The 25,300-nt window shown below is 59.2% G+C and carries 22 protein-coding genes, 5 tRNA genes and 1 pseudogene; 15 read left to right on the top strand and 13 right to left on the bottom strand.

The features are described 5' to 3' along the window. Positions 1-59: 59 nt before the first annotated feature. Together ACA059_RS21335 and ACA059_RS21330 are read left to right on the top strand one after the other, a co-directional pair. Positions 60-1,631 carry a sensor domain-containing diguanylate cyclase gene (locus ACA059_RS21335; protein ID WP_497630876.1) on the top strand — a complete coding sequence of 524 codons (1,572 nt, stop codon included), beginning with the start codon at positions 60-62 and terminating at the stop codon, positions 1,629-1,631. A 143-nt stretch (positions 1,632-1,774) separates the two neighbouring features. After that, positions 1,775-2,748 (top strand): annotated as a pseudogene (locus ACA059_RS21330) (DUF1254 domain-containing protein); the annotation flags it as partial. Between the two features lie 70 nt (positions 2,749-2,818). Here the strand turns inward: ACA059_RS21330 and ACA059_RS21325 are convergent. The 4 genes from ACA059_RS21325 to ACA059_RS21310 all read right to left on the bottom strand — a co-directional run bounded on the left by ACA059_RS21325 (position 2,819) and on the right by ACA059_RS21310 (position 4,589). Then, on the bottom strand, positions 2,819-3,133 hold the full coding sequence (locus ACA059_RS21325) for a hypothetical protein (protein ID WP_497630875.1): 315 nt from the start codon (positions 3,131-3,133) through the stop codon (positions 2,819-2,821). 91 nt (positions 3,134-3,224) lie between these two features. Then, on the bottom strand, positions 3,225-3,707 hold the full coding sequence (locus ACA059_RS21320) for an HIT family protein (RefSeq protein WP_497630874.1): 483 nt from the start codon (positions 3,705-3,707) through the stop codon (positions 3,225-3,227). Positions 3,708-3,777: 70 nt separating this feature from the next. Continuing rightward, entirely contained in the window at positions 3,778-4,350 is a 573-nt protein-coding gene (locus ACA059_RS21315; RefSeq protein ID WP_497630873.1) for a GNAT family N-acetyltransferase, read from the bottom strand. Continuing rightward, a complete protein-coding gene (locus ACA059_RS21310; RefSeq protein WP_497630872.1) occupies positions 4,350-4,589 on the bottom strand; it encodes a hypothetical protein in 240 nt (79 codons plus the stop codon). Before ACA059_RS21310 ends, ACA059_RS21315 begins: the two co-directional genes overlap by 1 nt. Between ACA059_RS21310 and ACA059_RS21305 the strand changes: the two genes are divergently transcribed. The 3 genes from ACA059_RS21305 (at position 4,588) to ACA059_RS21295 (ending at position 8,992) form a co-directional block, all read left to right on the top strand. Then, positions 4,588-7,158, top strand: a complete 2,571-nt coding sequence (locus ACA059_RS21305; protein WP_497630871.1) for a bifunctional diguanylate cyclase/phosphodiesterase — start codon at positions 4,588-4,590, stop codon at positions 7,156-7,158. The two genes, ACA059_RS21310 and ACA059_RS21305, sit on opposite strands and share 2 nt — an antisense overlap. A 99-nt stretch (positions 7,159-7,257) precedes the next feature. Next, the gene (locus ACA059_RS21300; protein WP_497630870.1) at positions 7,258-8,052 is read left to right on the top strand and encodes an exodeoxyribonuclease III; all 795 of its coding nucleotides are present in this window, start codon (positions 7,258-7,260) and stop codon (positions 8,050-8,052) included. Positions 8,053-8,164: 112 nt separating this feature from the next. Continuing rightward, a complete protein-coding gene (locus ACA059_RS21295) occupies positions 8,165-8,992 on the top strand; it encodes an arylamine N-acetyltransferase family protein (protein ID WP_497630869.1) in 828 nt (275 codons plus the stop codon). Positions 8,993-9,013: 21 nt separating this feature from the next. Here the strand turns inward: ACA059_RS21295 and ACA059_RS21290 are convergent, their stop codons facing one another. Both ACA059_RS21290 and ACA059_RS21285 read right to left on the bottom strand, forming a co-directional pair. Beyond that, positions 9,014-9,493 (bottom strand): hypothetical protein, encoded by a 480-nt coding sequence (locus ACA059_RS21290; protein WP_497630868.1) that lies wholly within the window; start codon positions 9,491-9,493, stop codon positions 9,014-9,016. A gap of 134 nt (positions 9,494-9,627) precedes the next feature. Continuing rightward, positions 9,628-9,879 (bottom strand): hypothetical protein, encoded by a 252-nt coding sequence (locus ACA059_RS21285; protein WP_497630867.1) that lies wholly within the window; start codon positions 9,877-9,879, stop codon positions 9,628-9,630. Between ACA059_RS21285 and ACA059_RS21280 the strand changes: the two genes are divergently transcribed. The 3 genes from ACA059_RS21280 to ACA059_RS21270 all read left to right on the top strand — a co-directional run bounded on the left by ACA059_RS21280 (position 9,878) and on the right by ACA059_RS21270 (position 12,552). After that, positions 9,878-10,060, top strand: a complete 183-nt coding sequence (locus ACA059_RS21280; RefSeq protein ID WP_497630866.1) for a hypothetical protein — start codon at positions 9,878-9,880, stop codon at positions 10,058-10,060. The two genes, ACA059_RS21285 and ACA059_RS21280, sit on opposite strands and share 2 nt — an antisense overlap. Before the next feature lie 211 nt (positions 10,061-10,271). Continuing rightward, positions 10,272-11,789, top strand: a complete 1,518-nt coding sequence (locus ACA059_RS21275; RefSeq protein ID WP_497630865.1) for a nucleobase:cation symporter-2 family protein — start codon at positions 10,272-10,274, stop codon at positions 11,787-11,789. A 181-nt stretch (positions 11,790-11,970) separates the two neighbouring features. Continuing rightward, complete coding sequence (locus tag ACA059_RS21270) at positions 11,971-12,552, top strand: hypothetical protein (RefSeq protein WP_497630864.1); 582 nt, start codon at positions 11,971-11,973, stop codon at positions 12,550-12,552. Positions 12,553-12,597: 45 nt separating this feature from the next. Here the strand turns inward: ACA059_RS21270 and ACA059_RS21265 are convergent, their stop codons facing one another. From ACA059_RS21265 to ACA059_RS21255, 3 genes are all read right to left on the bottom strand, one after another. Continuing rightward, positions 12,598-12,750 carry a hypothetical protein gene (locus tag ACA059_RS21265; RefSeq protein WP_497630863.1) on the bottom strand — a complete coding sequence of 51 codons (153 nt, stop codon included), beginning with the start codon at positions 12,748-12,750 and terminating at the stop codon, positions 12,598-12,600. A gap of 30 nt (positions 12,751-12,780) precedes the next feature. Next, the gene (locus tag ACA059_RS21260; RefSeq protein WP_497630862.1) at positions 12,781-14,952 is read right to left on the bottom strand and encodes a TonB-dependent siderophore receptor; all 2,172 of its coding nucleotides are present in this window, start codon (positions 14,950-14,952) and stop codon (positions 12,781-12,783) included. 479 nt (positions 14,953-15,431) lie between these two features. Beyond that, positions 15,432-15,507 (bottom strand) — tRNA-Asn (locus ACA059_RS21255). 227 nt (positions 15,508-15,734) lie between these two features. On the opposite strand from ACA059_RS21255, the gene ACA059_RS21250 reads away from it, so the two are divergent. Continuing rightward, complete coding sequence (locus ACA059_RS21250; RefSeq protein WP_033061947.1) at positions 15,735-15,965, top strand: hypothetical protein; 231 nt, start codon at positions 15,735-15,737, stop codon at positions 15,963-15,965. On the opposite strand, the gene ACA059_RS21245 is transcribed toward ACA059_RS21250, so the two are convergent. Together ACA059_RS21245 and ACA059_RS21240 are read right to left on the bottom strand one after the other, a co-directional pair. Beyond that, positions 15,962-16,162 (bottom strand): hypothetical protein, encoded by a 201-nt coding sequence (locus tag ACA059_RS21245; RefSeq protein ID WP_497630861.1) that lies wholly within the window; start codon positions 16,160-16,162, stop codon positions 15,962-15,964. The genes ACA059_RS21250 and ACA059_RS21245 overlap by 4 nt on opposite strands. A 235-nt stretch (positions 16,163-16,397) precedes the next feature. After that, positions 16,398-17,594, bottom strand: a complete 1,197-nt coding sequence (locus ACA059_RS21240) for an amino acid aminotransferase (RefSeq protein WP_497630860.1) — start codon at positions 17,592-17,594, stop codon at positions 16,398-16,400. Positions 17,595-17,931: 337 nt separating this feature from the next. Between ACA059_RS21240 and uvrB the strand changes: the two genes are divergently transcribed. Next, on the top strand, positions 17,932-19,947 hold the full coding sequence (gene uvrB / locus ACA059_RS21235; protein WP_497630859.1) for an excinuclease ABC subunit UvrB: 2,016 nt from the start codon (positions 17,932-17,934) through the stop codon (positions 19,945-19,947). 116 nt (positions 19,948-20,063) lie between these two features. On the opposite strand, the gene ACA059_RS21230 is transcribed toward uvrB, so the two are convergent. Together ACA059_RS21230 and ACA059_RS21225 are read right to left on the bottom strand one after the other, a co-directional pair. Continuing rightward, entirely contained in the window at positions 20,064-21,614 is a 1,551-nt protein-coding gene (locus tag ACA059_RS21230; RefSeq protein ID WP_033061865.1) for an MDR family MFS transporter, read from the bottom strand. Further along, complete coding sequence (locus ACA059_RS21225) at positions 21,604-22,653, bottom strand: HlyD family secretion protein (RefSeq protein ID WP_497630858.1); 1,050 nt, start codon at positions 22,651-22,653, stop codon at positions 21,604-21,606. The genes ACA059_RS21230 and ACA059_RS21225 overlap by 11 nt, the downstream gene beginning before the upstream one ends. A gap of 219 nt (positions 22,654-22,872) precedes the next feature. On the opposite strand from ACA059_RS21225, the gene gltX reads away from it, so the two are divergent. From gltX to ACA059_RS21200, 5 genes are all read left to right on the top strand, one after another. Then, complete coding sequence (gene gltX / locus ACA059_RS21220; RefSeq protein WP_140679650.1) at positions 22,873-24,354, top strand: glutamate--tRNA ligase; 1,482 nt, start codon at positions 22,873-22,875, stop codon at positions 24,352-24,354. 282 nt (positions 24,355-24,636) lie between these two features. Next, positions 24,637-24,712: transfer RNA gene (locus tag ACA059_RS21215), tRNA-Ala, on the top strand. A 79-nt stretch (positions 24,713-24,791) separates the two neighbouring features. Then, positions 24,792-24,867 (top strand) — tRNA-Glu (locus ACA059_RS21210). A gap of 53 nt (positions 24,868-24,920) precedes the next feature. Beyond that, a tRNA-Ala gene (locus ACA059_RS21205) sits at positions 24,921-24,996 on the top strand. A gap of 80 nt (positions 24,997-25,076) precedes the next feature. Further along, a tRNA-Glu gene (locus ACA059_RS21200) sits at positions 25,077-25,152 on the top strand. Positions 25,153-25,300: the final 148 nt, after the last annotated feature.

Raw genomic sequence — 25,300 nt, 5'->3', positions numbered from 1 at the left:
CTCACAAAAAATAAGGGTTTTGGGGTGTTACCCATGCCTTACCCTTACAGGACGAGCTTTTGCCAATCCCTCTTCACGATCCGCTCAACGCCACCGGCGTCACGTTGAAACGGTTACCTCTGCGCAAAGCGGCGGTGCTGTTTATCGCGGTCGTGTGCCTGAGTCTGTGCGGTTTGCTTTACCTGCAACTGGAGCAGTCGCGCCGGCATGACCTGGCGTTGGCGCAAGTGGCGTCATCAAACCTGACGCGGGCCATGGCGCAGCAGGCCGAAGACACCTTTATGCAAGCCGATCTGGTGCTGACCAGTCTGGCCGACTGGATTCAGGCTGACGGTTTCGGCGCGCCCCAAAAGGCACGCTTGCAGAAAACATTCGCCCGGCGGGTGCAGGCGCTGAATCAATTGCACGGGATATTTCTGTTCGACCAAAAGGGGCAGTGGGTCGTTACCTCTTTCGACGAACTGCCACGCGGACCGGGTGTGGCGGATCGCGATTATTTCAGATTCCACCAGCAGAACGTTTCCTCCCTGGCGCACATCGGGCCGGCGATTCGCAGCCGGAAAAATGGCGAGTGGATCATTCCGATATCCAAGCGTGTGAACGACAAGAGTGGCAATTTCCAGGGCGTCTTGTTGGCCGGCATCAAGATGGCGTACTTCGATCAGTTCTTCAAAAGCTTCAGCATTGATGACAACGGTTCGATGTTTTTGGGCTTGACCGACGGAACGCTGCTGGCGCGACGGCCGTTTGTTGAGTCGCTGATTGGCACATCACTGGCCAAGAGCGAGATCTTCGAGAAATTGCTGCCCAACGCGCCTTCCGGTAACGCGATGTTCAGCTCGCTGGTCGATGGTGTTGTGCGGTTGTATGGCTACCGTCAGCTCGACTCTTATCCGCTGGTCGTGTCTGCCGCTTCGTCCAGGGAATCGATTCTCCAGGATTGGTACGACACGGCATTTCGCTCCTCGGTCATCGTTGCCCTGGTGGTGTTGGGCGTGGGGCTGTTCGGTTGGATGTTCCTTTATCAGGTGCGTGTCGGCGAACAGGTCGAGGCGGATTTGCGCAAGGCAAAGGAAGCGCTGAAGCTGATCGCGACCCACGACAGCCTGACCGGCCTGGGCAATCGCCGGCTGTTCGAGGGAGCGCTGGACATCGAGTTCGGCCGAGGCGCCCGGCAGTCGAGTTCGCTGAGCCTGATCATGCTCGATATCGATTACTTCAAGCGCTACAACGACGCTTACGGCCACGTGGCGGGGGACCATTGCCTGGCTGAAGTGGCGCGGGCGGTGAAGGGGTGCTGCCATCGAAAAGCCGATTTGGCCGTGCGGTACGGCGGTGAGGAGTTTGCGGTATTGCTGCCCGACACCGACATTCACGGCGCGATGGTGATTGCCGAGCAGATCCGCCGCAGCGTCATGGACAAGAACATCATCCACAGCGGTTCACCCTCGGGCTTCGTGACGGTTAGTCTGGGTTGTTATTCGTTTGTGCCGACGGGTCGGGACAGCATGGAAGTGTTCATCGAACGTGCGGATGCGGCGCTGTATCAAGCCAAGCATTCGGGGCGAAACCGCTCGGCGGTGCTGTCGATGGAGGGCGGTGTCGAGGCACTGCTGCGTTCGGATCGTTGAGGTGTCTCTCGATGTTGTTTCACCCGCGCAACACCCCGGCCAGCCGGCTGTCTGCCTGTCAGATCCTCTTCAATTGATCGTCTAGAGTTGCGGTAACGCTGCCGATCCCGGCAGGTCTCCCCACCGCACGGATGATCGTCAAAATGTTGATTACTCAAGCATTGACAGCCGTTGCTCTAACCGTTGCAGCCTGCGCCATCTTTCCGCTCGCGAGCCACGCTCAAGCGAAAGTCACAGCCGAAGAAGCACACGCCATCGGCGTGGATGCCTACCTTTATTTTTACCCGCTGTTGACCATGGACATCACCCGCAAGCAATTCACCAACATCGAACCGGGCAAGGAATTCGGTAAAGGTCCGATGAATATGTTTGTCAGCGTGCCGCAGTATCCACCTGCCGATTTCAAAGGGGTGGTGCGCTCGAATTTCGACACCTTGTATTCCATTGCCTGGCTGGATTTGACCGAAGAACCGCTGGTGATCGCAGCGCCCGATACGGCCGGGCGTTTTTACTTGCTGCCGATGCTCGACATGTGGACCGATGTATTCGCCTCACCGGGCTGGCGCACCACGGGCACCCAAGCGGGGCAGTTTCTGGTGACACCGCCGGGCTGGACCGGGACGGTGCCTGCCGGACTGAACCATCTGCCGGCACCTACGCCCTTTGTCTGGGTCATTGGCCGCACCAAGACCGACGGCGCTGCGGACTACGCGGCCGTGCACAAAATCCAGGCTGGCTACACCGTGACACCGTTGTCTCGGCTGGGTAAAAGCCCCGAGCCGGTCAGCGTGAACATTGACCCGGCCGTGGACATGAAGACCCCGCCAAAGATTCAGGTCGACTCAATGTCGGTGGCCGACTATTTCGCCTACGCCGCCGAATTGCTCAAAGTGCACCCTGCGCACACCACTGATCAACCGATCCTGGCGCAGATGAAGCGTATCGGTATCGAACCCGGAAAATCGTTCAACCTGGATGCGCTGGACCCTGAAATCAAAGCAGCGCTTCAGACCGTCCCCGAGGACGCGCAGGCGCTGAAGATGTGGAAGGTTCCAACGCTCACTCGCGTGGTCAACGGCCGAAGGGTAGGTTCAATCTGACCATGGGTTTGTATGGGTTCAAGCCCGGTGTGTAGCACCCAACTGACAGCAGCCGACGATCTCCAATCATCGGCTGCCTCTACGCGTTCAGCTGCCTGTCCCGCCTCCGGCACCGCCTGTTCCTCCCCCCGCGGCACCGGTGCCACCCCCCGCGCCAGAGCCACTGTTTCCACCATTCCCGCCGTTGCCACCGCTGGAAGAGCCCGATCCGCTATTGCCGCCGTCAGCGTTGTGGCCGCCCGAAGGTTCGCCTGGGTTGTTGGGCGCCATTGTCGAGCCGCCGGTTGAGCCCGATTGGGTGCCGGTCGCATCAGCGCCATCGCCGGAGGCTGCAAAAGTCCCGATGGACACGGCGGACAGCACTCCAGCCAGTAACAGCGAGGAAATTTTGATGATCATCATGGTGCGTCTCCAAAGATGAGTCGTTACCTGATGTTGGTGTGAAGGGCTGGGCGGTTGGTGCCGATTGGTTGACGAGTGGTCGGCGTGCGTTTCAGGCGAAAGCCTCGCGCAGGTGGCTGATGGCTGCTTCTACTGACATTCCCGGTACAGTCGGCGGATCAGGCCGTTCACAAAACTCACGCCAGACAAACAGCGTCAGCTCGGCACCATCGGTGATGCTTTCCGGGTTGGGGGATGAGAAGGTCTCTAGCACTCTGTAGCGTTCATCCTGCCAGAACAAATCCTCGACCCAGTCGTAGATCGGTATGACATGAAAGTGAATCGGATGGCCGGGCACATGCCCGTAGCGACCGATGTACAGCCGTTTGGGTTTGAACAACGTTTCGACAATCCGTTGAGTTTTCGCCAGCAGCGGGCCGAGGTCGGCGAGTGCGCTTTCGGGCAGTTCGTGGAGCGCGCTGACGTTCGCTCGGGCGCCGAGCATCACGTAACCCGGCAATGCCGAGTTGAGGCGGTGGTTGACGATCCAGTGTTCGGTTTCATGGAGGATGAAGTGTTGGGGGATGAGGGGCATGTCATGACTTCCTTTTCTTGCGCGATAACAAACGATGGCGACGCAACCAAGCGAGGTGTCAGCGAAGGTGTTATTCGGCCAGCTTCTGTTCGAGGTTCTGCCGCACCTGTGGCCATTCATCATCAATGATGCTGAACCGCACCGAGTTGCGCTTGCGTCCGTCCGGCATGATCCGTTCGTGGCGCACGATGCCTTCTTGCTGCGCGCCGAGCCTGAGGATCGCGTTACGTGACTTCTGGTTGTTTTCGTCGGTGGTGAATTGCACCCGCACGCAATCCAGCGTGTCGAAGGCGTACTTCAGCATCAGGTACTTGGCTTCGGTGTTGACGAAGGTTTTTTGCCAGCGGGCGGAGATCCAGCTGCTGCCGATTTCGAGCTTGCGGTTGAGCCGGTCGATTTTCCAGAAGCGCGTCGAGCCGATGACCTCGCCGGTGTCCTTGAGCACGATGACGAAGGGCAGCACAGTGCCGACATCGCGGCCGTCGAGGGCTTTCTTGAGGTAGCTGTCGACGGTGGTCGGCGAGGGTACGACGGTGACGCTCAGGTTCCACAGTTCACCGTCCCGCGCAGCATTTACCAGAGCATCGGCATCACTCAGTTGCAGGGGGCGCAGGCAGATTCGTTGACCTTCCAGTGTGTCCATCAGCAGGCATTCTCGGCATCAAAAGGTACGCGGGCGATCCGTGCAATTACAGGGCAGCGGCCGTCGATTGGCAATGGTTGTGTTAACGGTTCTTCAATTGCGGCAATGGCTTGCGTTATCCAGGCGCCAGGGCCCAGCATGGCTGCTATGGTCAGTAAACGTTCGGCCAGTGCCCCGGTAAAAAAGCATCGCCAACGTCGCATCCCGATCAGGCAGTCGATTGACAGGATCAAGTGCATGGATATGAACGCTGTTACCACCGTCACCGCTCCCCGTCATACGCCGATCACTCGCAACCTGGTGTTTGTCGTCGGCTTGCTGTTTGTTCTGGGGGTGCTGATCGCCCTGTTGGCCTTGTTCAATATAGCCGGGCGGCTGGATGCTCAGGACCTGGCCAAGACCACGTTCTACACCCAGCGTGCGCTGGAAAACCGCATCACCGCCTCGAAAAACTACGTCGCCAGTTATGCAAACTGGACGACCGCCTACGACCATTTGAACGGCCAGGTCGATGTGCAATGGGCTTACGTCGAGCAGAACCTGGGCAAAACCTTGTTCAGCATCGATCACTACGATGGCGTCTTCGTGGTCGATCATCAGCAAACCAAATACGCAGTGGTACGCGGGCTTCAGGTGCAGGAGGCTGCGACCACCTATCTTTCGGCATCAATGGCGACGCTGATACAGGCAGTCCAGAGTCAGGAAAATCTCATTGATCCCGTCAGCCAGTTCACGCTGTTCGAGGGCAAACCGGCATTGCTGACGGCTGCCGCGATCGTCCCCAATGACGAAAGGCCGGCGGTCGATCCCCAAAGCACCTCGGTGCTGGTGTTCGTCGACCAATTAAGCCCTGACAAGCTCAGCGTCCTGAGCGCCGATTACGGTTTGCATGATTTAAACCTGGCGCCTGATAACGCCCTCTCGCCCGACAGGCCAGCCGTGGCACTGGCGGGCACCGGCTACAGCCTGGTTTCCCGACTTGAGCAACCGGGTCACCAGTTACTCTGGTCGCTGCTGCCGCCATTGGGCGGCGCGCTGTTGGTGCTGGCGTTGTTAACGGCTTATTTCTTCCGGTATGTCTTACGCACGTCCGGGCATGTGGATGCCAGCTACACCAGCCTCGATTTATCGAACCAGGCGCTGGAGGCCAGTGAAGAGCGTTTTCGTGCCGTGGCTGAGGCCGCTTCCGATTGGATCTGGGAAATCGACGACAAGCATTGCATCTCTTATCTGTCAGGACGTTTCGCCACCGTCACCGGTTTTTCCGATCAGCAATGGATAGGGCAGGACATTGGGCAACTGCTCAATTGCGATACGCTGCCCTTGTCGCTGTGGCTGCATAAGCTCAATGAAGAACAGCCCGTCAGCCATTTGCGCTGCTCCTATCGCGATCAGTCGGGGCAACAGCGTATTTGCCGGGTTTCGGCACGACCGATCCATCGCAAGGGCGCGGTGCTGGGCTATCGCGGAACGGCCAGCGACATCACCGATGAAGTCGCCGCCCATGCCCAGATCCAGCATCTGTCGTTGCACGATGCCCTGACGGGGCTGCCGAATCGCAACAAACTGGCGCGTTTCCTCGACGAGGCCCTGGCGCAGAAAGGGCATTCGGCGGCGCTGGCGCTGTTGATGATCGATCTGGATAACTTCAAGCCGATCAACGATTCCCTTGGCCACCCGGCTGGCGACGCCGTGCTGCTGGAAGTGGCCACCCGATTGCGCGAGTGCACGCGGGACATAGATCTGGTCGCCCGGCTCGGTGGTGATGAGTTTGTGCTGGTGCTCAACGGCATGGACAGCCACGCCGAAATCGACCGGTTCTGCGAACGTTTGCTCGAGAGCCTGCAGCAGCCGATTCATTACGAGCATCACACGCTGCACATCGGCGCGAGCATCGGTGTCGCCTTGAGTCGGCGTCAGGGGCACATTCCCAATGAGCTGATCCGGTGTGCCGACATTGCGCTGTATCAGGCTAAATCCAACGGCAAGAAGACCTGGTGCTACTTTGCGCCGCACATGAACGATCAGATCCAGCACCGCCGACAATTGGAAAACGACTTGCGCCGGGCGATCCAGAACAACGAGTTCGTGATGCATTACCAGCCGCGCTACAACATGAGCGGCAAGCAGGTGGTTTCGGTGGAAGCGTTGCTGCGCTGGCAGCATCCGGAACAGGGGCTGCTGAGCCCCGACGAGTTTATCCCTTTGGCCGAGCAGACTGACCTGATCGTGCCTTTGGGGCGCTGGGTGTTGCGCGAGGCCTGTGAAACGGCCCTGACCTGGCCCGGTGCGTTGATGGTGTCGGTCAATTTGTCGCCTGTTCAATTTGCCCGCAGCGATGTGGTGGAGGACGTCAGGGAGGCATTGATTCAGACCCGTTTACCGGCCAGTCGTCTGGAGCTGGAAATCACCGAAAACGTGATGCTCATCGATGTGGAGGGCGCGTTGGCGACCATGAATGCGCTCAAGGAGCTGGGCGTGCGGTTGAACATGGACGACTTCGGTACCGGCTATTCGTCCCTGGGTTACTTGCGCACGTACCCGTTCGACGGGATCAAGATCGACAAGCGTTTCATCTCGTCCATGAGCGGCGGTGGCAATGATCGCGCCGTGGTGCAGGCGATCATCAACCTGGGCAAAGCCATGGGCCTGACCGTGACGGCAGAGGGCGTCGAGACCCTGGAGCAACTGGACTTCCTGGTCTCGGACCAGTGCAATGAGGTGCAGGGTTTCTACTTGAGTCGGCCTATGGAAAAGCAGGCGTTGCTGCCATTGCTCAAGGCGTCGCATGACGAGTTTCCAGTGTAGGGGCGTGCCTTTAGTCGCCTGACTCGCTCGTAGAGGCAACTGCCGGCACGCACCCCCGGTCACAACTGGACATCGACCCTGCGTTGCGAGCGTTGGAACATGAAGAACCTGAAAATCGCGACATTCAACGTCAACGGCATGCGCGCCCGACTGCCCAACTTGCTGGCCTGGCTTGAGCGAGAGCAGCCGGACATCGCGTGTTTGCAGGAGCTCAAGTCGGTTGACAGTGCATTCCCGGCCGCCGAGCTAGAGGCCGCTGGCTACGGCGCGATCTGGCAAGGTCAGTCTTCGTGGAACGGGGTGGCGATTCTGGCGCGGGATGCTCAGCCGCTGGAGAGTCGTCGAGGTCTGCCGGGCGATGACAGCGACACCCATAGCCGGTATCTGGAGGCTGCCGTGCACGGGATACTGGTGGGCTGCCTGTACTTGCCCAATGGCAACCCGCAGCCGGGGCCTAAGTTCGATTACAAGCTGGCGTGGTTCGAACGGCTGATCCACTACGCGCAGACGCTTCAGGCCAGTGAGCATCCCGTGGTGCTGGCCGGTGACTACAACGTGGTGCCCACCGACCTGGACATCTACAACCCGCGATCCTGGCTGAAGGATGCGTTGCTGCAACCTGAAAGCCGCGAGTGTTATCAGCGCCTGCTGACCCAGGGCTGGACCGATTCCTTGCGCCATCTGTATCCAGAGGATCGGCTCTATACCTTCTGGGATTATTTTCGCCAGCACTGGCAAAAGAACTCAGGGCTGCGCATCGATCATCTGTTGCTTAACCCGGCGCTCAGCCCTTATCTGCAGGAGGCCGGAGTCGATGCCTGGGTGCGCAACGAGCCCCACGCGAGTGATCATGCACCGACGTGGATTCGGTTGAGTTCGCGCAAGCGGCGTTGAGATTGAAGTGTGTGACGATTGGCTAAATCAATTGTCAGTTGAACCGCTTTATCCCTTATACATGGCGCCCATCGGCGGAGAAATCCGCGGCCTCCTGCATAAGGACTGAGCAATGAGCGAGCCACACCTGAGCAATCTTGCGTTGTACCTGCAGCGCCTGGGCTTCGACGCGCCTCCGGCGCCGACCCTGGAAAGTCTGCGCCAACTTCAGCTGCGCCACACCGGCGTCTTCCCGTTCGAAAACCTCGCCACGTTGTCGGGGCAGCCGGTGCTCATCGATCTGCCGTCAATCGAGCAAAAGGTCCTGCACGACGGTCGCGGCGGTTACTGCTACGAACTCAACAACCTGTTCCTGGCCTTGCTCCAGGCACTGGGCTTCGATGCCTGCGGTATCTCCGGCCGAGTGGTCATGGGCCAACCCGAAGGCGCGTGGACCGCCCGTACACACCGCTTGAGCGTGGTAACGCTGGACGGCGTGCGCTACATCACCGACGTCGGCTTCGGCGGCATGGTGCCCACCGCACCGCTGATGCTCGATACCCCGGCCGAACAGTTCACACCTCACGAACCCTATCGCATCGAACCGCACGAGGATGGCTACACCCTGCGCGCCAACGTCGCCGGCGAATGGCGGGCGATGTACATTTTCGATTTGCAGCGCCAGGAAGACATCGATTACGCCGTTGGCAACTGGTACGTCTCGACCCATCCCGAATCGTCGTTCGCCAGGCAGCTGATGGTGGCGCGCACCGGGGAAGGGTGGCGCCGCACGCTGAACAACGGCAGTTTTGCGATTCATCGGGTCGGCAGTGAGACTGAACGGCGACAGGTGACTGATGTGGATGAATTGCTGGGGTTGTTGCGCAGCGAGTTCGACATTCGGGTGCCAAGGGAGGCGGCGTTGCGCCGGGTTATTGAAGGGCTGATTCAACAACCCTGAGTCACACTTCGCCCCTGAGCCTCACAGCTCCAGCCCCTCCTGCACCACCGAAAGCAGAGTGTCTTCGGTCATGGCGATCGCATCCGGTTGTTGCCCGGATTGATCGATCGCCTGCAGCCACCACTGTGTCTCGCCGTGTTCGCTCACGGTTCGCAACAGTGCCTTTCCCAGGGGGCGGATCTCGACCCGCCCGGCACCATCCTCAGTGAAACGAGCGGTGGGGTCGAAGGTGATGCTGTGGTGGTTGCCTTCAATCAGTAACTGGTCGATGGCGTAGTCGTAGGTCGCCCCGTCAGGGTGACGCTCGAAGACATGCGTCGGCACTCGCCGGATGTTCAGCCCGGCTTCGCTGAGCGGCGCCAGCCAGGTTTCGATGAGGTGGTACAGCTCGTAAACCTGCGCAGGCCAGCCGTCTATCTGCTGATCGGCGCAGAGTGTCGCGTCGGCGCTGGACTGCTGGGTTTGCTTCAGTTTCGCGGCGAGTTGGTCAGCCTTGCTCATGTCGACTTCCTATCGTGGTCTCAGTGAGAGCGTACCTCTATCAAGGTAGTGCACGTCTTGCCTTACGTCATGTTGCCGGGAGGTTTTGGTTTCAAGGGGCTGGCCCCGCCAACGGGCGAATCGCTCCAGGGGATTCATGGTCGTGACAGCGTCCGGGATTTTGCGCCACGTTGGATTTTCTGGACTCGGCGCCACGCCCAGTGGGTGATCAGCCCGACTGCCGCGCCATCGATCAGCCAGAACGACCACAGCAACCGCCATTTCGGGTGAAGACAGACCAGCCCGGCGATCGCCACCCCAGCCAACACGCCAGTCACCCAGTTGGCGTAACCCTTGGCGCTGAGCCAGGCGTACAGCGGCGTGAAGCCCACGAGCAGCGGCACCATGCCGAACCACGCCACCGACCAAAAAGGGCACAAAGACGCCGACACCAACCCAGAAGCCAATCTCCAGGTCGGCGGAATCCATGGCATAGGGCAGGGCAATGGCCAGGGCTTGCACGGCGACCACGGTGCAAAACGCGCCAAAGGTCAGGGGCAGGATCTGGGCAAGGTGTTCGAGTGCTGAGCGGTAATACAAGGTGGCGGCTTCCATGTCCGTAATTGTCCGCCAGGGTGCGGAGCGGCAGAGTTTATCAGGGAAGGTGCGACGCAAGTCTCGGGTGTGGAATGGCCATGTGTCCATCATCTGACTGATTAGTTGTATACAACTCTATAGACATTTGTCCTGAGTCTTGCATACAGTGTGCGCATAACAAAAACCAGGGAACCCCCCAACCATGAAAACGCCCCATGTTTCACACCAACGGCCTGAGGATGAAAATCTCGGGATCGGCGCGAATATGGCTTACGGCCTGCAACACGTTCTGACCATGTACGGCGGCATCGTCGCGGTGCCTTTGATCATCGGCCAGGCGGCCGGGCTCTCGCCGGCGGACATCGGTTTGTTGATTGCTGCTTCATTGTTTGCAGGGGGGCTGGCGACATTGCTGCAAACCCTGGGCTTACCGTTTTTCGGCTGCCAATTGCCGCTGGTACAGGGCGTGTCGTTCTCTGGCGTCGCGACGATGGTGGCGATTGTCAGCAGTGGCGGGGAGGGCGGGTTTCAATCGATTCTCGGGGCGGTGATTGCCGCGTCGTTGATCGGCCTGCTGATCACGCCGGTGTTCTCGCGAATCACCAAGTTTTTCCCGCCGCTGGTCACGGGCATTGTGATCACCACCATCGGCCTGACGCTGATGCCAGTCGCTGCACGCTGGGCCATGGGCGGTAACAGCCATGCCCCGGACTTCGGCAGCATGGCGAACATCGGTCTGGCGGCGGTGACGCTGGTGCTGGTTCTGCTGTTGAGCAAGATCGGTAGCGCGACCATCTCTCGTTTGTCGATCCTGTTGGCGATGGTCATCGGTACGGTGATCGCGGTGTTCCTTGGCATGGCGGACTTCTCGTCCGTCACCCAGGGCCCGATGTTCGGCTTCCCGACGCCGTTCCACTTTGGCATGCCGACCTTCCATTTCGCCGCGATCCTGTCGATGTGCATCGTGGTCATGGTGACCCTGGTGGAAACTTCGGCTGACATCCTGGCGGTGGGTGAAATCATCGGCACCAAGGTCGATTCCAAACGACTGGGCAACGGCCTGCGCGCCGACATGCTGTCGAGCATGATCGCGCCGATCTTCGGCTCCTTCACCCAAAGCGCGTTCGCCCAGAACGTCGGACTGGTGGCGGTGACCGGGATCAAGAGCCGCTTCGTGGTGGCTACCGGCGGTTTGTTTCTGGTGATCCTCGGTTTGCTGCCATTTATGGGCCGCGTCATCGCCGCTGTACCGACTTCTGTCCTCGGCGGCGCCGGTATCGTGCTGTTCGGCACCGTGGCGGCCAGCGGTATTCGTACGCTGTCCAAAGTCGACTACCGCAACAACGTCAACCTGATCATCGTCGCCACCTCCATCGGCTTCGGCATGATCCCCATCGCAGCACCGAACTTCTACGACCACTTCCCAAGCTGGTTCGCCACGATCTTCCACTCGGGCATCAGCTCCTCGGCAATCATGGCGATCGTGCTGAACCTGACCTTCAACCACCTGACTGCCGGTAACTCCGATCAGCAGTCGGTGTTCGCGGCCGGTACTGAGCGCGTTCTGCGTTATCAGGATCTGGCAGCGTTGCGCGAAGGGGATTATTTCAGCGAAGGAAAACTGCGTGACTGCGACGGGAATGAGATTCCGGTGGTGGAGGCGGTTCATGAGTCGAACGAGCATCGAGCGGCTCACACCAAAAACAGTGAGCATGTCTGATGATGCTGAATAGCACGCTGGCTGACGGTTAGCGCTGTCACCGCAAAGAAACAGAAGGGCAGGGGGATCGTATCCTCTCTGCCCTTTTTTGCATGGGGCGTTCCGGTCGCAGGAAATTCACTACGCTGAAGGTTCAGGGAAACAATCCAACACCCCGGCCACTCCACATTCGGATGAGCCCATGAAGCGAATACTGCTGTGCCTCGCCATCGGCGTGGTGCTGATTTTGATGATTCCGGCGATCATGGGCGCGATCAACGGGTCCGTGGGCGATGCCGTGGCGGTGATCGGTGTTCTGGGGGTGGCAGCAGCTTTAGTGGCGTTGTTGGCACCGCGCAAGGGCAAGACACAGTGCAAGGTCCTGGAGGTCTGGATGTCCGCCGATGCCGAGCAGTTTGGCACGACCAATGCGTTGTGGACGTTTTCCCTCAATGCCCGGATAACCAATACCGGGGAGACGGACGAACTGTTGGAGGATGTACTGCTCAAGGTCAGTAAGGGGCGGGAACAGCTTACTGCTGCCAAGGCTGTTTTCGGTGCCGGTCCGGTTGGCCTGCGTGAAGGAACGATACTGCCGTATAAGTTGGCGCCGGGTGTGAGCATCGAGACCCGAGGGGTTTGTCACTTGAGCATGAAGCCGGTGGAGATGGAGCGTCTGGCTGCCGCAACGCAACCGCCGTGGGCAGTCACCTGCACCTTTATCTTTTCGCGCAGCCGCAAGAAGGTCGCCCAGTTGACCGTCGATAATCCGCATTGGCCCTGAGGCATCGTGTCTAGTCCTGAAACAGGTGTTTCAGGACTAGACACTTCACGGTTGCTCGACTTTGAACCCCGGCAAGTCCTGAGTAGCTCGCCATTCCTTGAGTGTGCGAGTGATGCCTTCGGCTGAGCGTTTGCTTTTGGCTGTGGATTCAACCGGTGGACGCAACAGATTGGCTGGATCGTTCAGCTTAAGCACCAACAGCGCGGCGCATCCCTGCGCCTGGGCAACTTAGAAGCTGTACTTGGCGGTCAGCATCAGGTTGCGGGGGTTGCCGTAGGTGTCGCCACCATAGCTCACGGAATTGGAGATGGACGAGTAGTAGTTGCGGTCGAAGATGTTGTTGGCGTTGAGCTGCAGATCCAGGTGCTGGTTGACCTGGTAGCCGGCCATCAGATCTGTAATGGCGTAGGCGCCCTGCTTGAGGCGGTAGTTGCTGCCATCGAGCAGCGCGATGTCGTTGTACATGCGGCTCTGCCAGTAGACGTTGCCGCCGACGCGCAGTTTTTCCAGCGGGCCCTGGAAGCGGTAGCTGGTGGATAGCTTGAACAAGTGCTCCGGCATGTCAGTGTCGAAGCGCTGGTTCACGTTCTGCGGATTGGCATTATCCTTGATGGTGTGTACACGGGCATAGGTATAGCCGCCGCCGACCTGCCAGTTCTCGGTCAACGCGCCTTGCAGTTCGAAGTCGATGCCCTGACTGCGAATCTCGCCGGAGGCCTCATAGCAGGCTGACTGTGGGCAGTCCGCCACGAACACTTGCACTGCGCGGTTTTCCTGGTCTACGCGGAACAGGGCCAGGCTCGCATTCAGCGCACCGTCGAAGTATTCGCCCTTGATGCCGACCTCGTAGTTCTTGCCGACGATCGGCTTAACCGGGGTGCCTGAGGTGTCCTTGGAGCTCTGGGGAGTGAAGATGTCGCTGTAGCTGACGTAAACCGAGTGATGGTCATCCAGGTCGTAGATCAAGCCTGCGTAGCGGGTGACGTTACGGGTGACCTTGTAGTCCCCGTCGCCATCACGGTTGTCGTAGTCGTACCAGTCCAGGCGTCCGCCGAGGATCAGCTTCAGCGGGTCGGCCAGGCTCAGGCGGGTGGTCATGTACAGACCATCCTGAGTGGTGACTTCGCGGTCGTTGCCAGTGTGGACGAAGTCCGGTTTGCCGGCATTGATCGGCCAGTTGGTGTCGTACGGGTCGTAGTTGTGGGTGGTCATGTCGTAGATGCGCTTGCTGGCGCCCACCACCAGTTCATGTGTACGCCCGAACGCCTCGAAGGGACCACTGGCAAAGGCGTCCAAGCCGGCCTGGTTTTCATCATGGGCGGACTGGTAGACAGTCCGGGCCAGTGTGTTGTTTACCCAGCGTGATTGGTAAGACCCGGTGAACAGCGCGTTCTGTTCGGAGTAATTGGCGTTGAACTGAAGCTTCCAGTCATTGGCTAGCCGCTGATGGACTTCGGCGAAAATGGTGTTGATCTCCTGATCCTTGTTTTCCCAATCCGTACCGGGGTTGTACGAACGCGGCAGGTCCAGATGATGGCCATCAAGGCCGATCATCGAAGCACCCCAGAAGTAATTGGTCTTGTCCTTCTGGTGCGAGAAGCCAAGGGTCAGGGTGGTGTCTTCGCTCAGGTCTGCTTCGGTGACCGCGTAGAAGAGGCCGTGATCTTCCTCTGCATTATCTACGAAGCTGTTGGCGTCGCGGTAAGAAGTGACTACCCGGCCGCGCAGGGTGCCACTGTCGTTGAGCGGGCTGGAGGCGTCGATCTCGCCACGGTAGTCGTCCCAGCTGCCGGCGGCTCCGGTCAGGGTGACTTTCTGCTCGGCGAGTGGCCGCTTGCGTATCAGGTTGATGGCCGCCGAAGGGTTTCCTGCACCGGTCACCAGGCCGGTGGCCCCGCGCACAATCTCGACCCGGTCGAACATCGCCAGGTTCGGCTGGGCGCCGACAGTCCAGCCTTGATAGCCGCTCGGGATGCCGTCATACATGAGGTTGTCGATGTCGAAACCGCGCGCCGAGTATGTCTGCCGGCCGGGGCCACTGGAAAAGTCGAGGAACAACCCAGGGGTGGACTTAACCACATCGTTGATGCTGGTCATGGCCTGGTCGTCCATGCGCTGACGAGTAATAACTGTGACGGCTTGTGGTGTTTCACGCATTGTCAGCGGCAGCTTGGTCGCAGTGGACATTGCGCCAGTGGTGTAGGAGTTGGAGCCTTCGGTAATGCTGCCCAGTTGGGCACTGGTGATTTCGGTGGCGCCAAGCTCCATGACGGTCGGCTTGGATGTCTCCTGCGCAGCGCTGCTGTCATCGGCCAAGGCCGGCAGGGTGGCCATGCAAATGGCCATGGCCAAAAGATCACGTGACGCGTTGAGATAACGCAGCGGGGTGGCGCGCGACATAGGTGGATTCCTGGAATACTAATGATAGAGGTGGTGCTGATGAGAATCATTAGCAATTATTGTCTCAGGATTTGTCACGGCGAAGAAGCTTGGCACGCAAAAAATTAATGATCGATGGAGAAGAGTGGGTGGGCAGTCGGGATTCTGCCGTGATCAACCGATATCTCAGGATCGGGGTCTGTCGCAGTACCCACCTGAACCATAGGGGCCTAATCCAGGGCAAGGCCAATCGCTTAGGCTGCGGTTGAAGATGCGCGGCGCAGGCACGACCTCGACCGTTGTGGGCGCCAGTGCTGCGCTCAACCGCATGCCTCTGGCGGTGGGGTGAGACAGGTGTAAACCTATTTCAGTACTGGACATACCCTTAAAACGGCTGGCACCCACCGGAATCCGACGGAACGCCAAAACGAAAAAACCCGCCAGAAGGCGGGTTTTTCGGATGGTTCAGAGATTTTGGAAGCCTTCTCTGGAACCTTGTCTGGCTCCACGACCTGGACTCGAACCAGGGACCCAGTGATTAACAGTCACTTGCTCTACCAACTGAGCTATCGCGGAATGGCGTGTATGTTACTGATTCAAAAAGAGAAGTCAAGCACCTGTTAGCCACTTGGCAGTTTCATGGGGACGGACGGTGGTTTATCGACCGTGGGCGGTTACCAGAATCGCCTCAGAGGTCTACCATGGCCGCCCGGAAGTGGTTACACGCGCTGCCGGCCATTCGCCGAAAAGGTACGCGCCATGAATCACCCAATCATCACGCCTCGTCACAACGGGGTGTTCGCATGAGCATCGCTCAGATCAGCCTGCCCAAAGGCGTCGGCCCGCACGCCGAAAAACTGTTCGACGCAATCACTCAGGCCAGCACCGCTGACGAATTGAACCGTGCAGGTGGCAAGGCCGAAGGTTTTGTCCTGGGCCTGGAAAGCGCCAAGGCCATCAAAAGCCAGGTCGCCGAATCGCTCTACGTTGCCTATGACGACGCTGCCAGCCAGCGCGCAACCGAACTGGCCTAACCGCCGAAGGTGACGGTGGCGAGCATCAGTTTGGCGTACAACATCGTTGCGGCCAGCTGCACCAGCCACAAGGCCAGGCCACCGAGAAACACGCCGAAAGCGACTTGCATCACCAGGTTGTTACTGCGTTTGGCCGGGGTGCGAGGCACGAAGTGGTCCAGCTCATCGCGGTCGGCGCGTAGGTCATCGTTTTTCATGTGGGCTCTCGTCAGAAATCTCGGGTGTACACAAAACCTGTGGGAGCGAGCTTGCTCGCGATGGCGGCGGCACATTCAGTATCAATGTGACAGATATATCGCTATCGCGAGCAAGCTCGCTCCCACATTAGATCTGTGTGCAGTCTAGAGCTCTCGGTCGTCGCATTCAGAATTATCTGAGACAAATAAAAAACGGGAAGCCCAAGGGCTTCCCGTTTTTTTACCACTCGACGACTCAGATCACCGCAACGATGGCCTTGGTCACAACGTCGATGTTGCTCTGGTTCAACGCGGCGACGCAGATGCGGCCGGTGTCCAGGGCGTAGATACCGAACTCGCTGCGCAGGCGGGTGACTTGCTCAACGGTCAGGCCGGAGTAGGAGAACATGCCGCGCTGACGACCGACGAAGCTGAAATCACGCTGTGGCGCGTTTTTCGCCAGCAGGTCGACCATCTGGATGCGCATGCCGCGAATCCGCAGGCGCATTTCGGCCAGTTCTTCTTCCCACTGAGCACGCAGCTCCGGGCTGTTCAATACAGCAGCAACGATGCTTGCACCGTGGGTCGGCGGGTTGGAGTAGTTGGTGCGGATCACGCGTTTGACCTGCGACAGCACGCGCGCGCTTTCTTCTTTCGATTCGCTGACGATCGACAGGGCGCCCACGCGCTCGCCGTACAACGAGAAGGATTTGGAGAACGAGCTGGAGACGAAGAAGGTCAGGCCCGATTCAGCGAACAGGCGCACGGCAGCAGCGTCTTCGTCGATACCATCGCCAAAGCCCTGGTAGGCCATGTCGAGGAACGGTACGTGACCTTTGGCTTTCACCACTTCCAAAACGTTTTTCCAGTCCGCCGGGCTCAGGTCCACGCCGGTCGGGTTATGGCAGCAAGCGTGCAGGACAACGATGGAGCCGGACGGCAGGGCGTTCAAGTCTTCCAGCAAGCCAGCACGGTTCACGTCGTGGGTCGCGGCGTCGTAGTAGCGATAGTTCTGCACCGGGAAACCGGCTGTTTCGAACAGCGCGCGGTGGTTTTCCCAGCTCGGGTCGCTGATCGCCACGACGGCGTTCGGCAGCAGTTGCTTGAGGAAGTCGGCACCGATTTTCAGTGCGCCAGTACCGCCAACGGCTTGGGTGGTGATGACGCGGCCAGCGGCGATCAGTGGCGAGTCATTGCCAAACAGCAGTTTCTGTACGGCCTGGTCGTAGGCAGCAATGCCGTCGATTGGCAAGTAGCCACGGGAAGCGTGTTGAGCGACGCGGATCGTCTCGGCTTCGACAACGGCGCGCAGGAGTGGAATTCGCCCCTCCTCGTTGCAGTAAACACCGACCCCCAGGTTGACCTTGTTGGTACGGGTGTCGGCGTTGAATGCTTCGTTGAGGCCCAGGATTGGATCGCGTGGTGCCATTTCGACAGCGGAGAACAGGCTCATTTTGCGGCGGCTCTGAATGGAAAGTGGAGGGACGTGTCGCGCTCCAGCCGAATGCACTAGAGCGGTGCACAAACGGGGAGCTAGTATAGAGGCCATCTGCGATTGATGGCGACAGACGATTCGGCTTTTACGGTAAGTTTTTCCGATTATTTCTCGACCGTTAGTCGATTGGCATCGTCAAAGGTTTTACCCGATGTAGGACGTTTGCCTTGAAAGAGAGGGCAATCGGCTCCACATTGAGCACAATCCAGTTTTTTCCTCGGGCGACATCGGTCGTTTGCGGTCTTTCCCGTTGCTGCCCGGTTCGCCCGGACAGGCGCGAACCCAGAGGTTTTTCATGTCTGAATTCCAGCTAGTCACCCGCTTCGAGCCCGCCGGCGATCAGCCGGAAGCCATCCGCCTGATGGTCGAGGGTATCGAAGCCGGGCTGGCGCACCAGACGTTGCTCGGTGTGACCGGCTCGGGCAAGACCTTCAGCATTGCCAATGTGATCGCCCAGGTTCAGCGTCCGACCCTGGTGCTGGCGCCCAACAAGACCTTGGCCGCGCAGTTGTACGGTGAGTTCAAGGCGTTCTTTCCGAACAATGCGGTCGAATACTTCGTTTCCTACTACGACTATTACCAGCCCGAAGCGTATGTGCCGTCATCGGACACCTTCATCGAGAAAGATGCCTCGATCAACGATCACATCGAGCAGATGCGGCTGTCCGCGACCAAGGCACTGCTGGAGCGCAAAGACGCGATCATCGTCACCACGGTGTCGTGCATCTACGGTCTGGGCAGTCCGGAAACCTATTTGAAGATGGTGCTGCACGTGGATCGCGGCGATAAGCTCGATCAGCGTGCGTTGCTGCGCCGTTTGGCGGACTTGCAATACACCCGCAACGACATGGATTTTGCCCGTGCGACCTTCCGGGTCCGCGGCGATGTGATCGATATCCACCCGGCGGAATCCGATTTTGAGGCGATCCGCATTGAGCTCTTTGACGACGAAGTCGAGAAAATTTCCGCTTTCGATCCGCTGACCGGCGAAGTGACCCGGCAGCTGCCGCGGTTCACCTTCTATCCGAAAAGCCACTACGTGACGCCACGGGAAACCCTGCTCGGCGCTATCGAAGGGATCAAGGTTGAGCTTCAGGAACGCCTGGACTACCTGCGCACCAACAACAAACTGGTGGAAGCGCAACGACTCGAGCAGCGCACCCGGTTTGACCTGGAGATGATCCTCGAACTGGGTTACTGCAACGGCATCGAAAACTACTCGCGCTACCTGTCGGGCCGTGCGTCCGGCGAAGCGCCGCCGACCTTGTTCGATTACCTGCCGGCCGATGCCTTGCTGGTGATCGACGAGTCCCACGTTAGCGTGCCGCAAGTCGGCGCGATGTATAAGGGCGACCGTTCGCGTAAAGAGACGCTGGTGGAATACGGTTTCCGTCTGCCGTCCGCGCTGGATAACCGGCCGATGCGTTTCGACGAGTTCGAAAACATCAGCCCGCAGACAATCTTTGTCTCGGCCACACCGGGCAATTACGAGGCGGAGCACGCCGGTCGCGTGGTTGAGCAACTGGTCCGTCCTACTGGCCTGGTGGACCCGCAAATCGAAATCCGCCCGGCATTGACCCAGGTCGACGATTTGCTTTCGGAGATCGGCAAACGCGTCGCGCTGGAAGAGCGGGTGCTGGTCACCACGCTGACCAAACGCATGTCTGAAGACTTGACCGATTACCTGGCCGACCACGGCGTGCGGGTGCGTTATCTGCACTCGGACATCGACACGGTGGAGCGGGTCGAAATCATCCGCGACCTGCGTCTGGGCACATTTGATGTGCTGGTGGGGATCAACCTGCTGCGTGAAGGCCTGGACATGCCGGAAGTCTCGCTGGTGGCGATCCTCGATGCGGACAAGGAAGGCTTCCTGCGTTCCGAGCGCTCGCTGATCCAGACCATCGGCCGGGCGGCGCGCAACCTCAATGGTCGGGCGATTCTCTACGCGGATCGCATCACCGGTTCCATGGAGCGCGCGATCGGCGAAACCGAGCGTCGTCGCGACAAGCAGATTGCCTTCAACCTGGCCAATGGCATCACGCCCAAGGGCGTGTTCAAGGACGTTGCCGACATCATGGAAGGCGCCACCGTGCCGGGTTCGCGCAGCAAGAAGCGCAAAGGCATGGCCAAGGCCGCCGAGGAAAGCGCCAAGTACGAAGCCGAACTGCGCTCGCCGGGCGAGATCGCCAAGCGTATCAAGGCGCTGGAAGAGAAAATGTACCAACTCGCCCGCGACCTGGAATTCGAAGCGGCGGCGCAGATGCGCGATGAGATTGGCAAGTTGCGTGAGCGGTTGATCACCGTTTGATGTGTAGTGCCTGACAGGGCCTTATCGTCGGATCGCCGCCCGGAGCAAGCTCGCTCCCACAGGGATCACGCTGAACCTTGTGGGAGCGAGCTTGCTCGCGATGGGGGCGCCTCGGTTTAGTGAGCTTCCCCAGCCTTCAATCCCGCCGGCAATGCCTTGGTCAGCAACACCGCCAGCATGCTGATCCCCAGCGCAATCCCGACAAAGTGAAACGCATCGTTGTAAGCCATGATCGAGGCCTGCTGATGCGCAATCTCACTGAGCTTGCCCAGCGCGGCCGTCTCACTGCCAAACCGATCCGTCAGCGATGCCATGCGTTCGGCCACCTGCGGGTTGGTCGGCACAATCGCTTCACGCAAATAGTCGAAGTAAGTCTTGGTTCGCGCATCCAGTAACGTGGCGAGGAGGGCGATGCCAATCGCGCCGCCGAGGTTGCGCAAGATGTTGAACAGGCTCGATGCCGACCCCGCGTCCTGCGGCAGGATGTACGCCGTGGCGATCAACGAGATGGTCACCATGATCAGCGGCTGGCCCAGTGCGCGAATGATCTGGATTTGATTGAACTGCGGCCCGGCGAAGTCCGGGTTCAACACCCCCGATGAAAAACTCGCCAATCCAAATAGCCCGAAACCCAACGTGCACAGCCATTTCGGCGAGACGTACTTCATCAGCTTCGGCACCAGCGGAATCAGAAACAGCTGCGGCACGCCCATCCACATGATCACTTCGCCGATTTGCAGGGCGTTGTAGTTCTGGATCTGCGCCAGGTACAGCGGCAACAGGTAGATCGAGCCATACAGTCCGACACCCATCCCGACACTGGAAATACTCGATAAACCGAAGTTTCGATTGCGCAGGATGCCGAGGTTGATCAGCGGATTGGGCTTGGACGTCTGCACGATCACAAAGGTGATCAGGCTGACTAGCGCAATGCTGCCCAGGGTCACGATCAGGCTCGATTCCAGCCAGTCCTTGCGATGGCCTTCCTCCAGAAACACCTGCAAACAACCGAGGCCGACGCCCAGCGTGAGAATGCCCAGGTAGTCGGTGCTTTTCAGCAGTTCCCAGTGGGCTTCTTTCTTCTCCAGGCCGTACATCAGGCCGGCGATCATGATTAGCCCCGGCGGAATGTTGATGTAGAAGATGTATTCCCAGCCCCAATTCTCGGTCAGCCAGCCGCCGAGTGTCGGGCCGATGGAGGGCGCGAACGTTGCGGTCATGGCGAACATCGCCATGCCTTTGGCGCGGTGGTGTTCGGGGAGTTTGATCAGGGTAAGGGTGAACGCCAGCGGGATCAGCGCGCCGCCGGTGAAACCCTGTAGCGCACGAAAGACGATCATGCTCTCCAGGCTCCACGCCATCGAACAGAGCAGGGAAGCGGCGAGAAATCCGAGGGATACCCACACCGCGAGCCGCCGCGCCGAGAGCAACTGCACCAGCCACGCCGTCAGCGGAATCATGATGATTTCCGCCACCAGGTACGAGGTGGAAATCCACGAGCCTTCTTCCAGGGTGGCCGACAGCGCGCCCTGAATATCCTTGAGCGAAGAGTTGGTGATCTGGATGTCGAGCACAGCCATGAAGGCGCCGAGCATCACGCTCATTACTGCGATCCAGTCCCGCCGGGTCGGTTCGCCGACCGGGCGGATCAGTTGATCACCGGCCATCGTCAGGCGTGTCTTTAATGTTCACTTTGGCGGTGACCGACATACCCGGACGAATCTTGCCTTGCAGCGGATTGTCCGCGGCGAAGGTCAGTTTTACCGGAATCCGTTGTACGACTTTGGTGAAGTTGCCGGTGGCATTGTCCGGCGGCAACAGGCTGAACTGCGCACCCGAAGCGGCAAACAGGCTGTCGACTCGCGCATCGATTGGCATGTCGCTGTAGGCGTCAAAGATCAGTTCGGCTTTTTGGCCGGGCTGCATGCGGCCGATCTGGGTTTCCTTGAAGTTGGCCTGAATCCAGATGTCCTGGTCCGGAACGATAGACATCAGGTAAGCACCTGCCTGCACGTACTGGCCTTCTCGGGCGGCGCGCTGGCCGACCAGGCCGCTGATGGGTGCATGGATTTCGCTGCGGGTCAGGTTCAGTTCGGCCTGGGCCAGATCGGTTTTGGCGTTGGCGATCATGGCGTCGAGGCGTTTGATCTCGGCGGCCAGGGAGTTGATTTGTTGACGCTGACTTTGGGCGTCCGCCTGGGCCTTGGTCACTTGCGAGCGGGCGATGTGGTTGTCGGCGGAGAGGGTGGTCACCCGTTCTTCCGAGACATAGCCGGGTTTGCGCAAGGTCTGCGCGCGAGACAAGTCGATTTGCGAACGACCGAGACTCGCCTGGCTGGACGCGACTTGCGCCTCGCTGGCGGCGATCAGACTGGCTTGCTGAGTCAGTTTGCTTCGGGCTTGCAGGCGTTCGGCTTCACGGGTGGCGAGGGCGGCATTGGCGCGGTCGACGGCGAGGTGGAAGTCATCGCCTTCGAGCTTGATTAGCAGCTGACCTTTCTCGACGTGCTGGTTGTCCTGCACCAGCACCTGATCAATGCGCGCGCCCAATTGGCTCGACACGCGGGTGATCTCGCCCTGGACATAAGCGTTGTCGGTGCTTTCATAAAACCGTCCCTTGAAGAACCACTGGGCAAAAAAGCCCCCGGCCACCAGCAGGACGATCAACAGGAAAATAAACAGGCGACGCTTGAGTTGGGCAGGCATGGGGCAGACTGTAGTCGAGAAATTGTAAGGAAGTTATCAGCGGTCGAATCTGGCATACAGCGAATGATGGGTAAATGCCATCGGCTGATAATCGGCCATTCACCGAGGCTAGAGCCCGTTGTAGACGCAACCTTGGCTTAAATGCCCTGCTCACTGGAGCCGGGCGGGCAACGCCTGTTACCATTCGCCCTTTGTTTTATCTTCATTTCGAGACTTGCCATGACCACCGTCCGCACTCGCATCGCGCCATCGCCTACCGGGGATCCCCACGTAGGTACCGCTTACATCGCTTTGTTCAACTACTGCTTTGCCAAGCAGCATGGTGGTGAGTTCATCCTGCGGATCGAAGACACCGACCAATTGCGTTCGACCCGCGAGTCCGAACAACAGATTTTCGACGCCCTGCGCTGGTTGGGTATCGATTGGAGCGAAGGCCCGGATGTTGGCGGCCCGCACGGTCCTTACCGTCAGAGCGAGCGTGGTGACATCTATCAGAAGTACTGCCAGCAACTGGTCGAAATGGGCCACGCTTTCCCGTGCTTCTGTACAGCCGAAGAACTCGACCAGATGCGCGCCGAGCAAATGGCCCGCGGCGAAACCCCGCGTTACGACGGCCGTGCGCTGTTGCTGTCCAAGGAAGAAGTCGATCGTCGCCTGGCCGCCGGCGAACCGCACGTGATCCGCATGAAAGTGCCGAGCGAAGGCGTTTGCGTGGTGCCGGACATGCTGCGTGGCGACGTCGAGATCCCGTGGGATCGCATGGACATGCAAGTGCTGATGAAGACCGACGGTCTGCCGACGTACTTCCTGGCCAACGTCGTCGATGACCACCTGATGGGCATCACCCACGTTCTGCGCGGCGAAGAGTGGCTGCCGTCGGCGCCGAAACTGATTCTGCTGTACGAGTACTTCGGCTGGGAACAACCCGAGCTGTGCTACATGCCGCTGCTGCGTAACCCGGACAAGAGCAAGCTGTCCAAACGCAAGAACCCGACCTCGGTGACGTTCTACGAGCGCATGGGCTTCATGCCGGAAGCGATGCTCAACTACCTCGGTCGCATGGGCTGGTCGATGCCGGACGAGCGCGAGAAGTTCTCGCTGCAGGAAATGGTCGACAACTTCGACCTGAGCCGCGTCTCCCTCGGCGGGCCGATTTTTGACATCGAGAAGCTGTCGTGGCTCAACGGTCAGTGGCTGCGTGACCTGCCGGTGGAAGAGTTCGCCAGTCGCTTGCAGACCTGGGCGCTGAACCCTGAATACATGATGAAGATTGCGCCGCACGTGCAGGGTCGGGTTGAAACCTTCAGCCAGGTCGCACCGCTGGCCGGTTTCTTCTTCGCCGGTGGTGTGAACCCGGACGCCAAGCTGTTTGAATCCAAAAAGCTGTCGGGCGATCAGGTGCGTCAGTTGATGCAGTTGATCCTGTGGAAGCTGGAAAGCCTGCGTCAGTGGGAGAAAGACAGCATCACTGCAACGATTCAAGCGGTGGTCGAATCCCTGGAGCTGAAGTTGCGTGACGCCATGCCACTGATGTTTGCCGCGATCACTGGCCAGGCCAGTTCGGTGTCGGTGCTCGATGCGATGGAAATCCTGGGTCCGGACCTGACCCGTTTCCGTCTGCGCCAGGCGATCGACTTGCTCGGTGGCGTGTCGAAGAAGGAAAACAAGGAGTGGGAAAAACTCTTGGGCAACATCGCCTGATCCACTTCGTTCCCTTGTAGCAGCTGCTTAAGGCTGCGTTGGGCTGCGCAGCGGCCCCAATGGCCGCCGCGCAATCTTTCCGAAAGGGCAGGGCGCCCGGATTGCGAGCGCTGCGCACTCGAACGCAGCCTGCGGCAGCTGCAACAGGGACGGATACGCCCCGGATTTACGGGGAAGGGCGGTAAGTGATTGTTATGTCGGCAAAAAACTTTGAAATATTTTAAAAATAAGTTTGACAGCCTTCCGATGCGCCATTAAGATTCGCCCCGTCCTCAGCGATGAGGGGCTATAGCTCAGCTGGGAGAGCGCTTGCATGGCATGCAAGAGGTCGACGGTTCGATCCCGTCTAGCTCCACCAATTTACACTTCAAGGTCTGGCCACACCGGTCTTGAAGCGATCAACACTCAGCGTTGATCTGTTGTATAGAAGGGTTTGCGTCCCCTTCGTCTAGTGGCCTAGGACACCGCCCTTTCACGGCGGTAACAGGGGTTCGAGTCCCCTAGGGGACGCCAGTTTTACAGAAGCGATGTTGCAAGATGTCGCTCCGCCGCGAGGCGAAAAATCCGGGGCTATAGCTCAGCTGGGAGAGCGCCTGCATGGCATGCAGGAGGTCAGCGGTTCGATCCCGCTTAGCTCCACCAATTTTACAGTTCAAGGTCTGGCCACACCGGCCTTGAATCGATCAGCTCTCAGCACTGATCAGTTGTATAGAAGGTTTTGCGTCCCCTTCGTCTAGTGGCCTAGGACACCGCCCTTTCACGGCGGTAACAGGGGTTCGAGTCCCCTAGGGGACGCCACGATTACCCGCTCTGCGGGATTTTATAAGGGTCATTCAATTATTGAATGGCCCTTTTGTTTGTCTGGCGTTTGGCCAAATCCCCTAATTCTTTCAAACTGTTCTTCAGACCAGCGGTCACATCCACGACTTGCGTAAAATTATTATGA

This window comes from Pseudomonas sp. LBUM1647, from assembly GCF_059716175.1.
Note: the sequence above shows the minus strand (reverse complement) of the source record. Positions and strands in the feature narration are given on the sequence as shown.

What these genes read in the sequence shown, in the direction of transcription:
- ACA059_RS21315 (WP_497630873.1), bottom strand. Translation starts at nt 4,350, where the DNA reads ATGGACACACTGGAAGGTCAACGAATCTGCCTGCGCCCCCTGCAACTG.
- ACA059_RS21260 (WP_497630862.1), bottom strand. Translation starts at nt 14,952, where the DNA reads ATGTCGCGCGCCACCCCGCTGCGTTATCTCAACGCGTCACGTGATCTT.
- ACA059_RS21280 (WP_497630866.1), top strand. Translation starts at nt 9,878, where the DNA reads ATGCCGAACCACGCCACCGACCAAAAAGGGCACAAAGACGCCGACACC.
- ACA059_RS21325 (WP_497630875.1), bottom strand. Translation starts at nt 3,133, where the DNA reads ATGATGATCATCAAAATTTCCTCGCTGTTACTGGCTGGAGTGCTGTCC.
- uvrB (WP_497630859.1), top strand. Translation starts at nt 17,932, where the DNA reads ATGTCTGAATTCCAGCTAGTCACCCGCTTCGAGCCCGCCGGCGATCAG.
- ACA059_RS21290 (WP_497630868.1), bottom strand. Translation starts at nt 9,493, where the DNA reads ATGAGCAAGGCTGACCAACTCGCCGCGAAACTGAAGCAAACCCAGCAG.
- ACA059_RS21240 (WP_497630860.1), bottom strand. Translation starts at nt 17,594, where the DNA reads ATGAGCCTGTTCTCCGCTGTCGAAATGGCACCACGCGATCCAATCCTG.
- ACA059_RS21300 (WP_497630870.1), top strand. Translation starts at nt 7,258, where the DNA reads ATGAAGAACCTGAAAATCGCGACATTCAACGTCAACGGCATGCGCGCC.
- ACA059_RS21270 (WP_497630864.1), top strand. Translation starts at nt 11,971, where the DNA reads ATGAAGCGAATACTGCTGTGCCTCGCCATCGGCGTGGTGCTGATTTTG.
- ACA059_RS21305 (WP_497630871.1), top strand. Translation starts at nt 4,588, where the DNA reads ATGGATATGAACGCTGTTACCACCGTCACCGCTCCCCGTCATACGCCG.
- gltX (WP_140679650.1), top strand. Translation starts at nt 22,873, where the DNA reads ATGACCACCGTCCGCACTCGCATCGCGCCATCGCCTACCGGGGATCCC.
- ACA059_RS21295 (WP_497630869.1), top strand. Translation starts at nt 8,165, where the DNA reads ATGAGCGAGCCACACCTGAGCAATCTTGCGTTGTACCTGCAGCGCCTG.
- ACA059_RS21245 (WP_497630861.1), bottom strand. Translation starts at nt 16,162, where the DNA reads ATGAAAAACGATGACCTACGCGCCGACCGCGATGAGCTGGACCACTTC.
- ACA059_RS21310 (WP_497630872.1), bottom strand. Translation starts at nt 4,589, where the DNA reads ATGCACTTGATCCTGTCAATCGACTGCCTGATCGGGATGCGACGTTGG.
- ACA059_RS21250 (WP_033061947.1), top strand. Translation starts at nt 15,735, where the DNA reads ATGAGCATCGCTCAGATCAGCCTGCCCAAAGGCGTCGGCCCGCACGCC.
- ACA059_RS21285 (WP_497630867.1), bottom strand. Translation starts at nt 9,879, where the DNA reads ATGGTGCCGCTGCTCGTGGGCTTCACGCCGCTGTACGCCTGGCTCAGC.
- ACA059_RS21225 (WP_497630858.1), bottom strand. Translation starts at nt 22,653, where the DNA reads ATGCCTGCCCAACTCAAGCGTCGCCTGTTTATTTTCCTGTTGATCGTC.
- ACA059_RS21275 (WP_497630865.1), top strand. Translation starts at nt 10,272, where the DNA reads ATGAAAACGCCCCATGTTTCACACCAACGGCCTGAGGATGAAAATCTC.
- ACA059_RS21230 (WP_033061865.1), bottom strand. Translation starts at nt 21,614, where the DNA reads ATGGCCGGTGATCAACTGATCCGCCCGGTCGGCGAACCGACCCGGCGG.
- ACA059_RS21320 (WP_497630874.1), bottom strand. Translation starts at nt 3,707, where the DNA reads ATGCCCCTCATCCCCCAACACTTCATCCTCCATGAAACCGAACACTGG.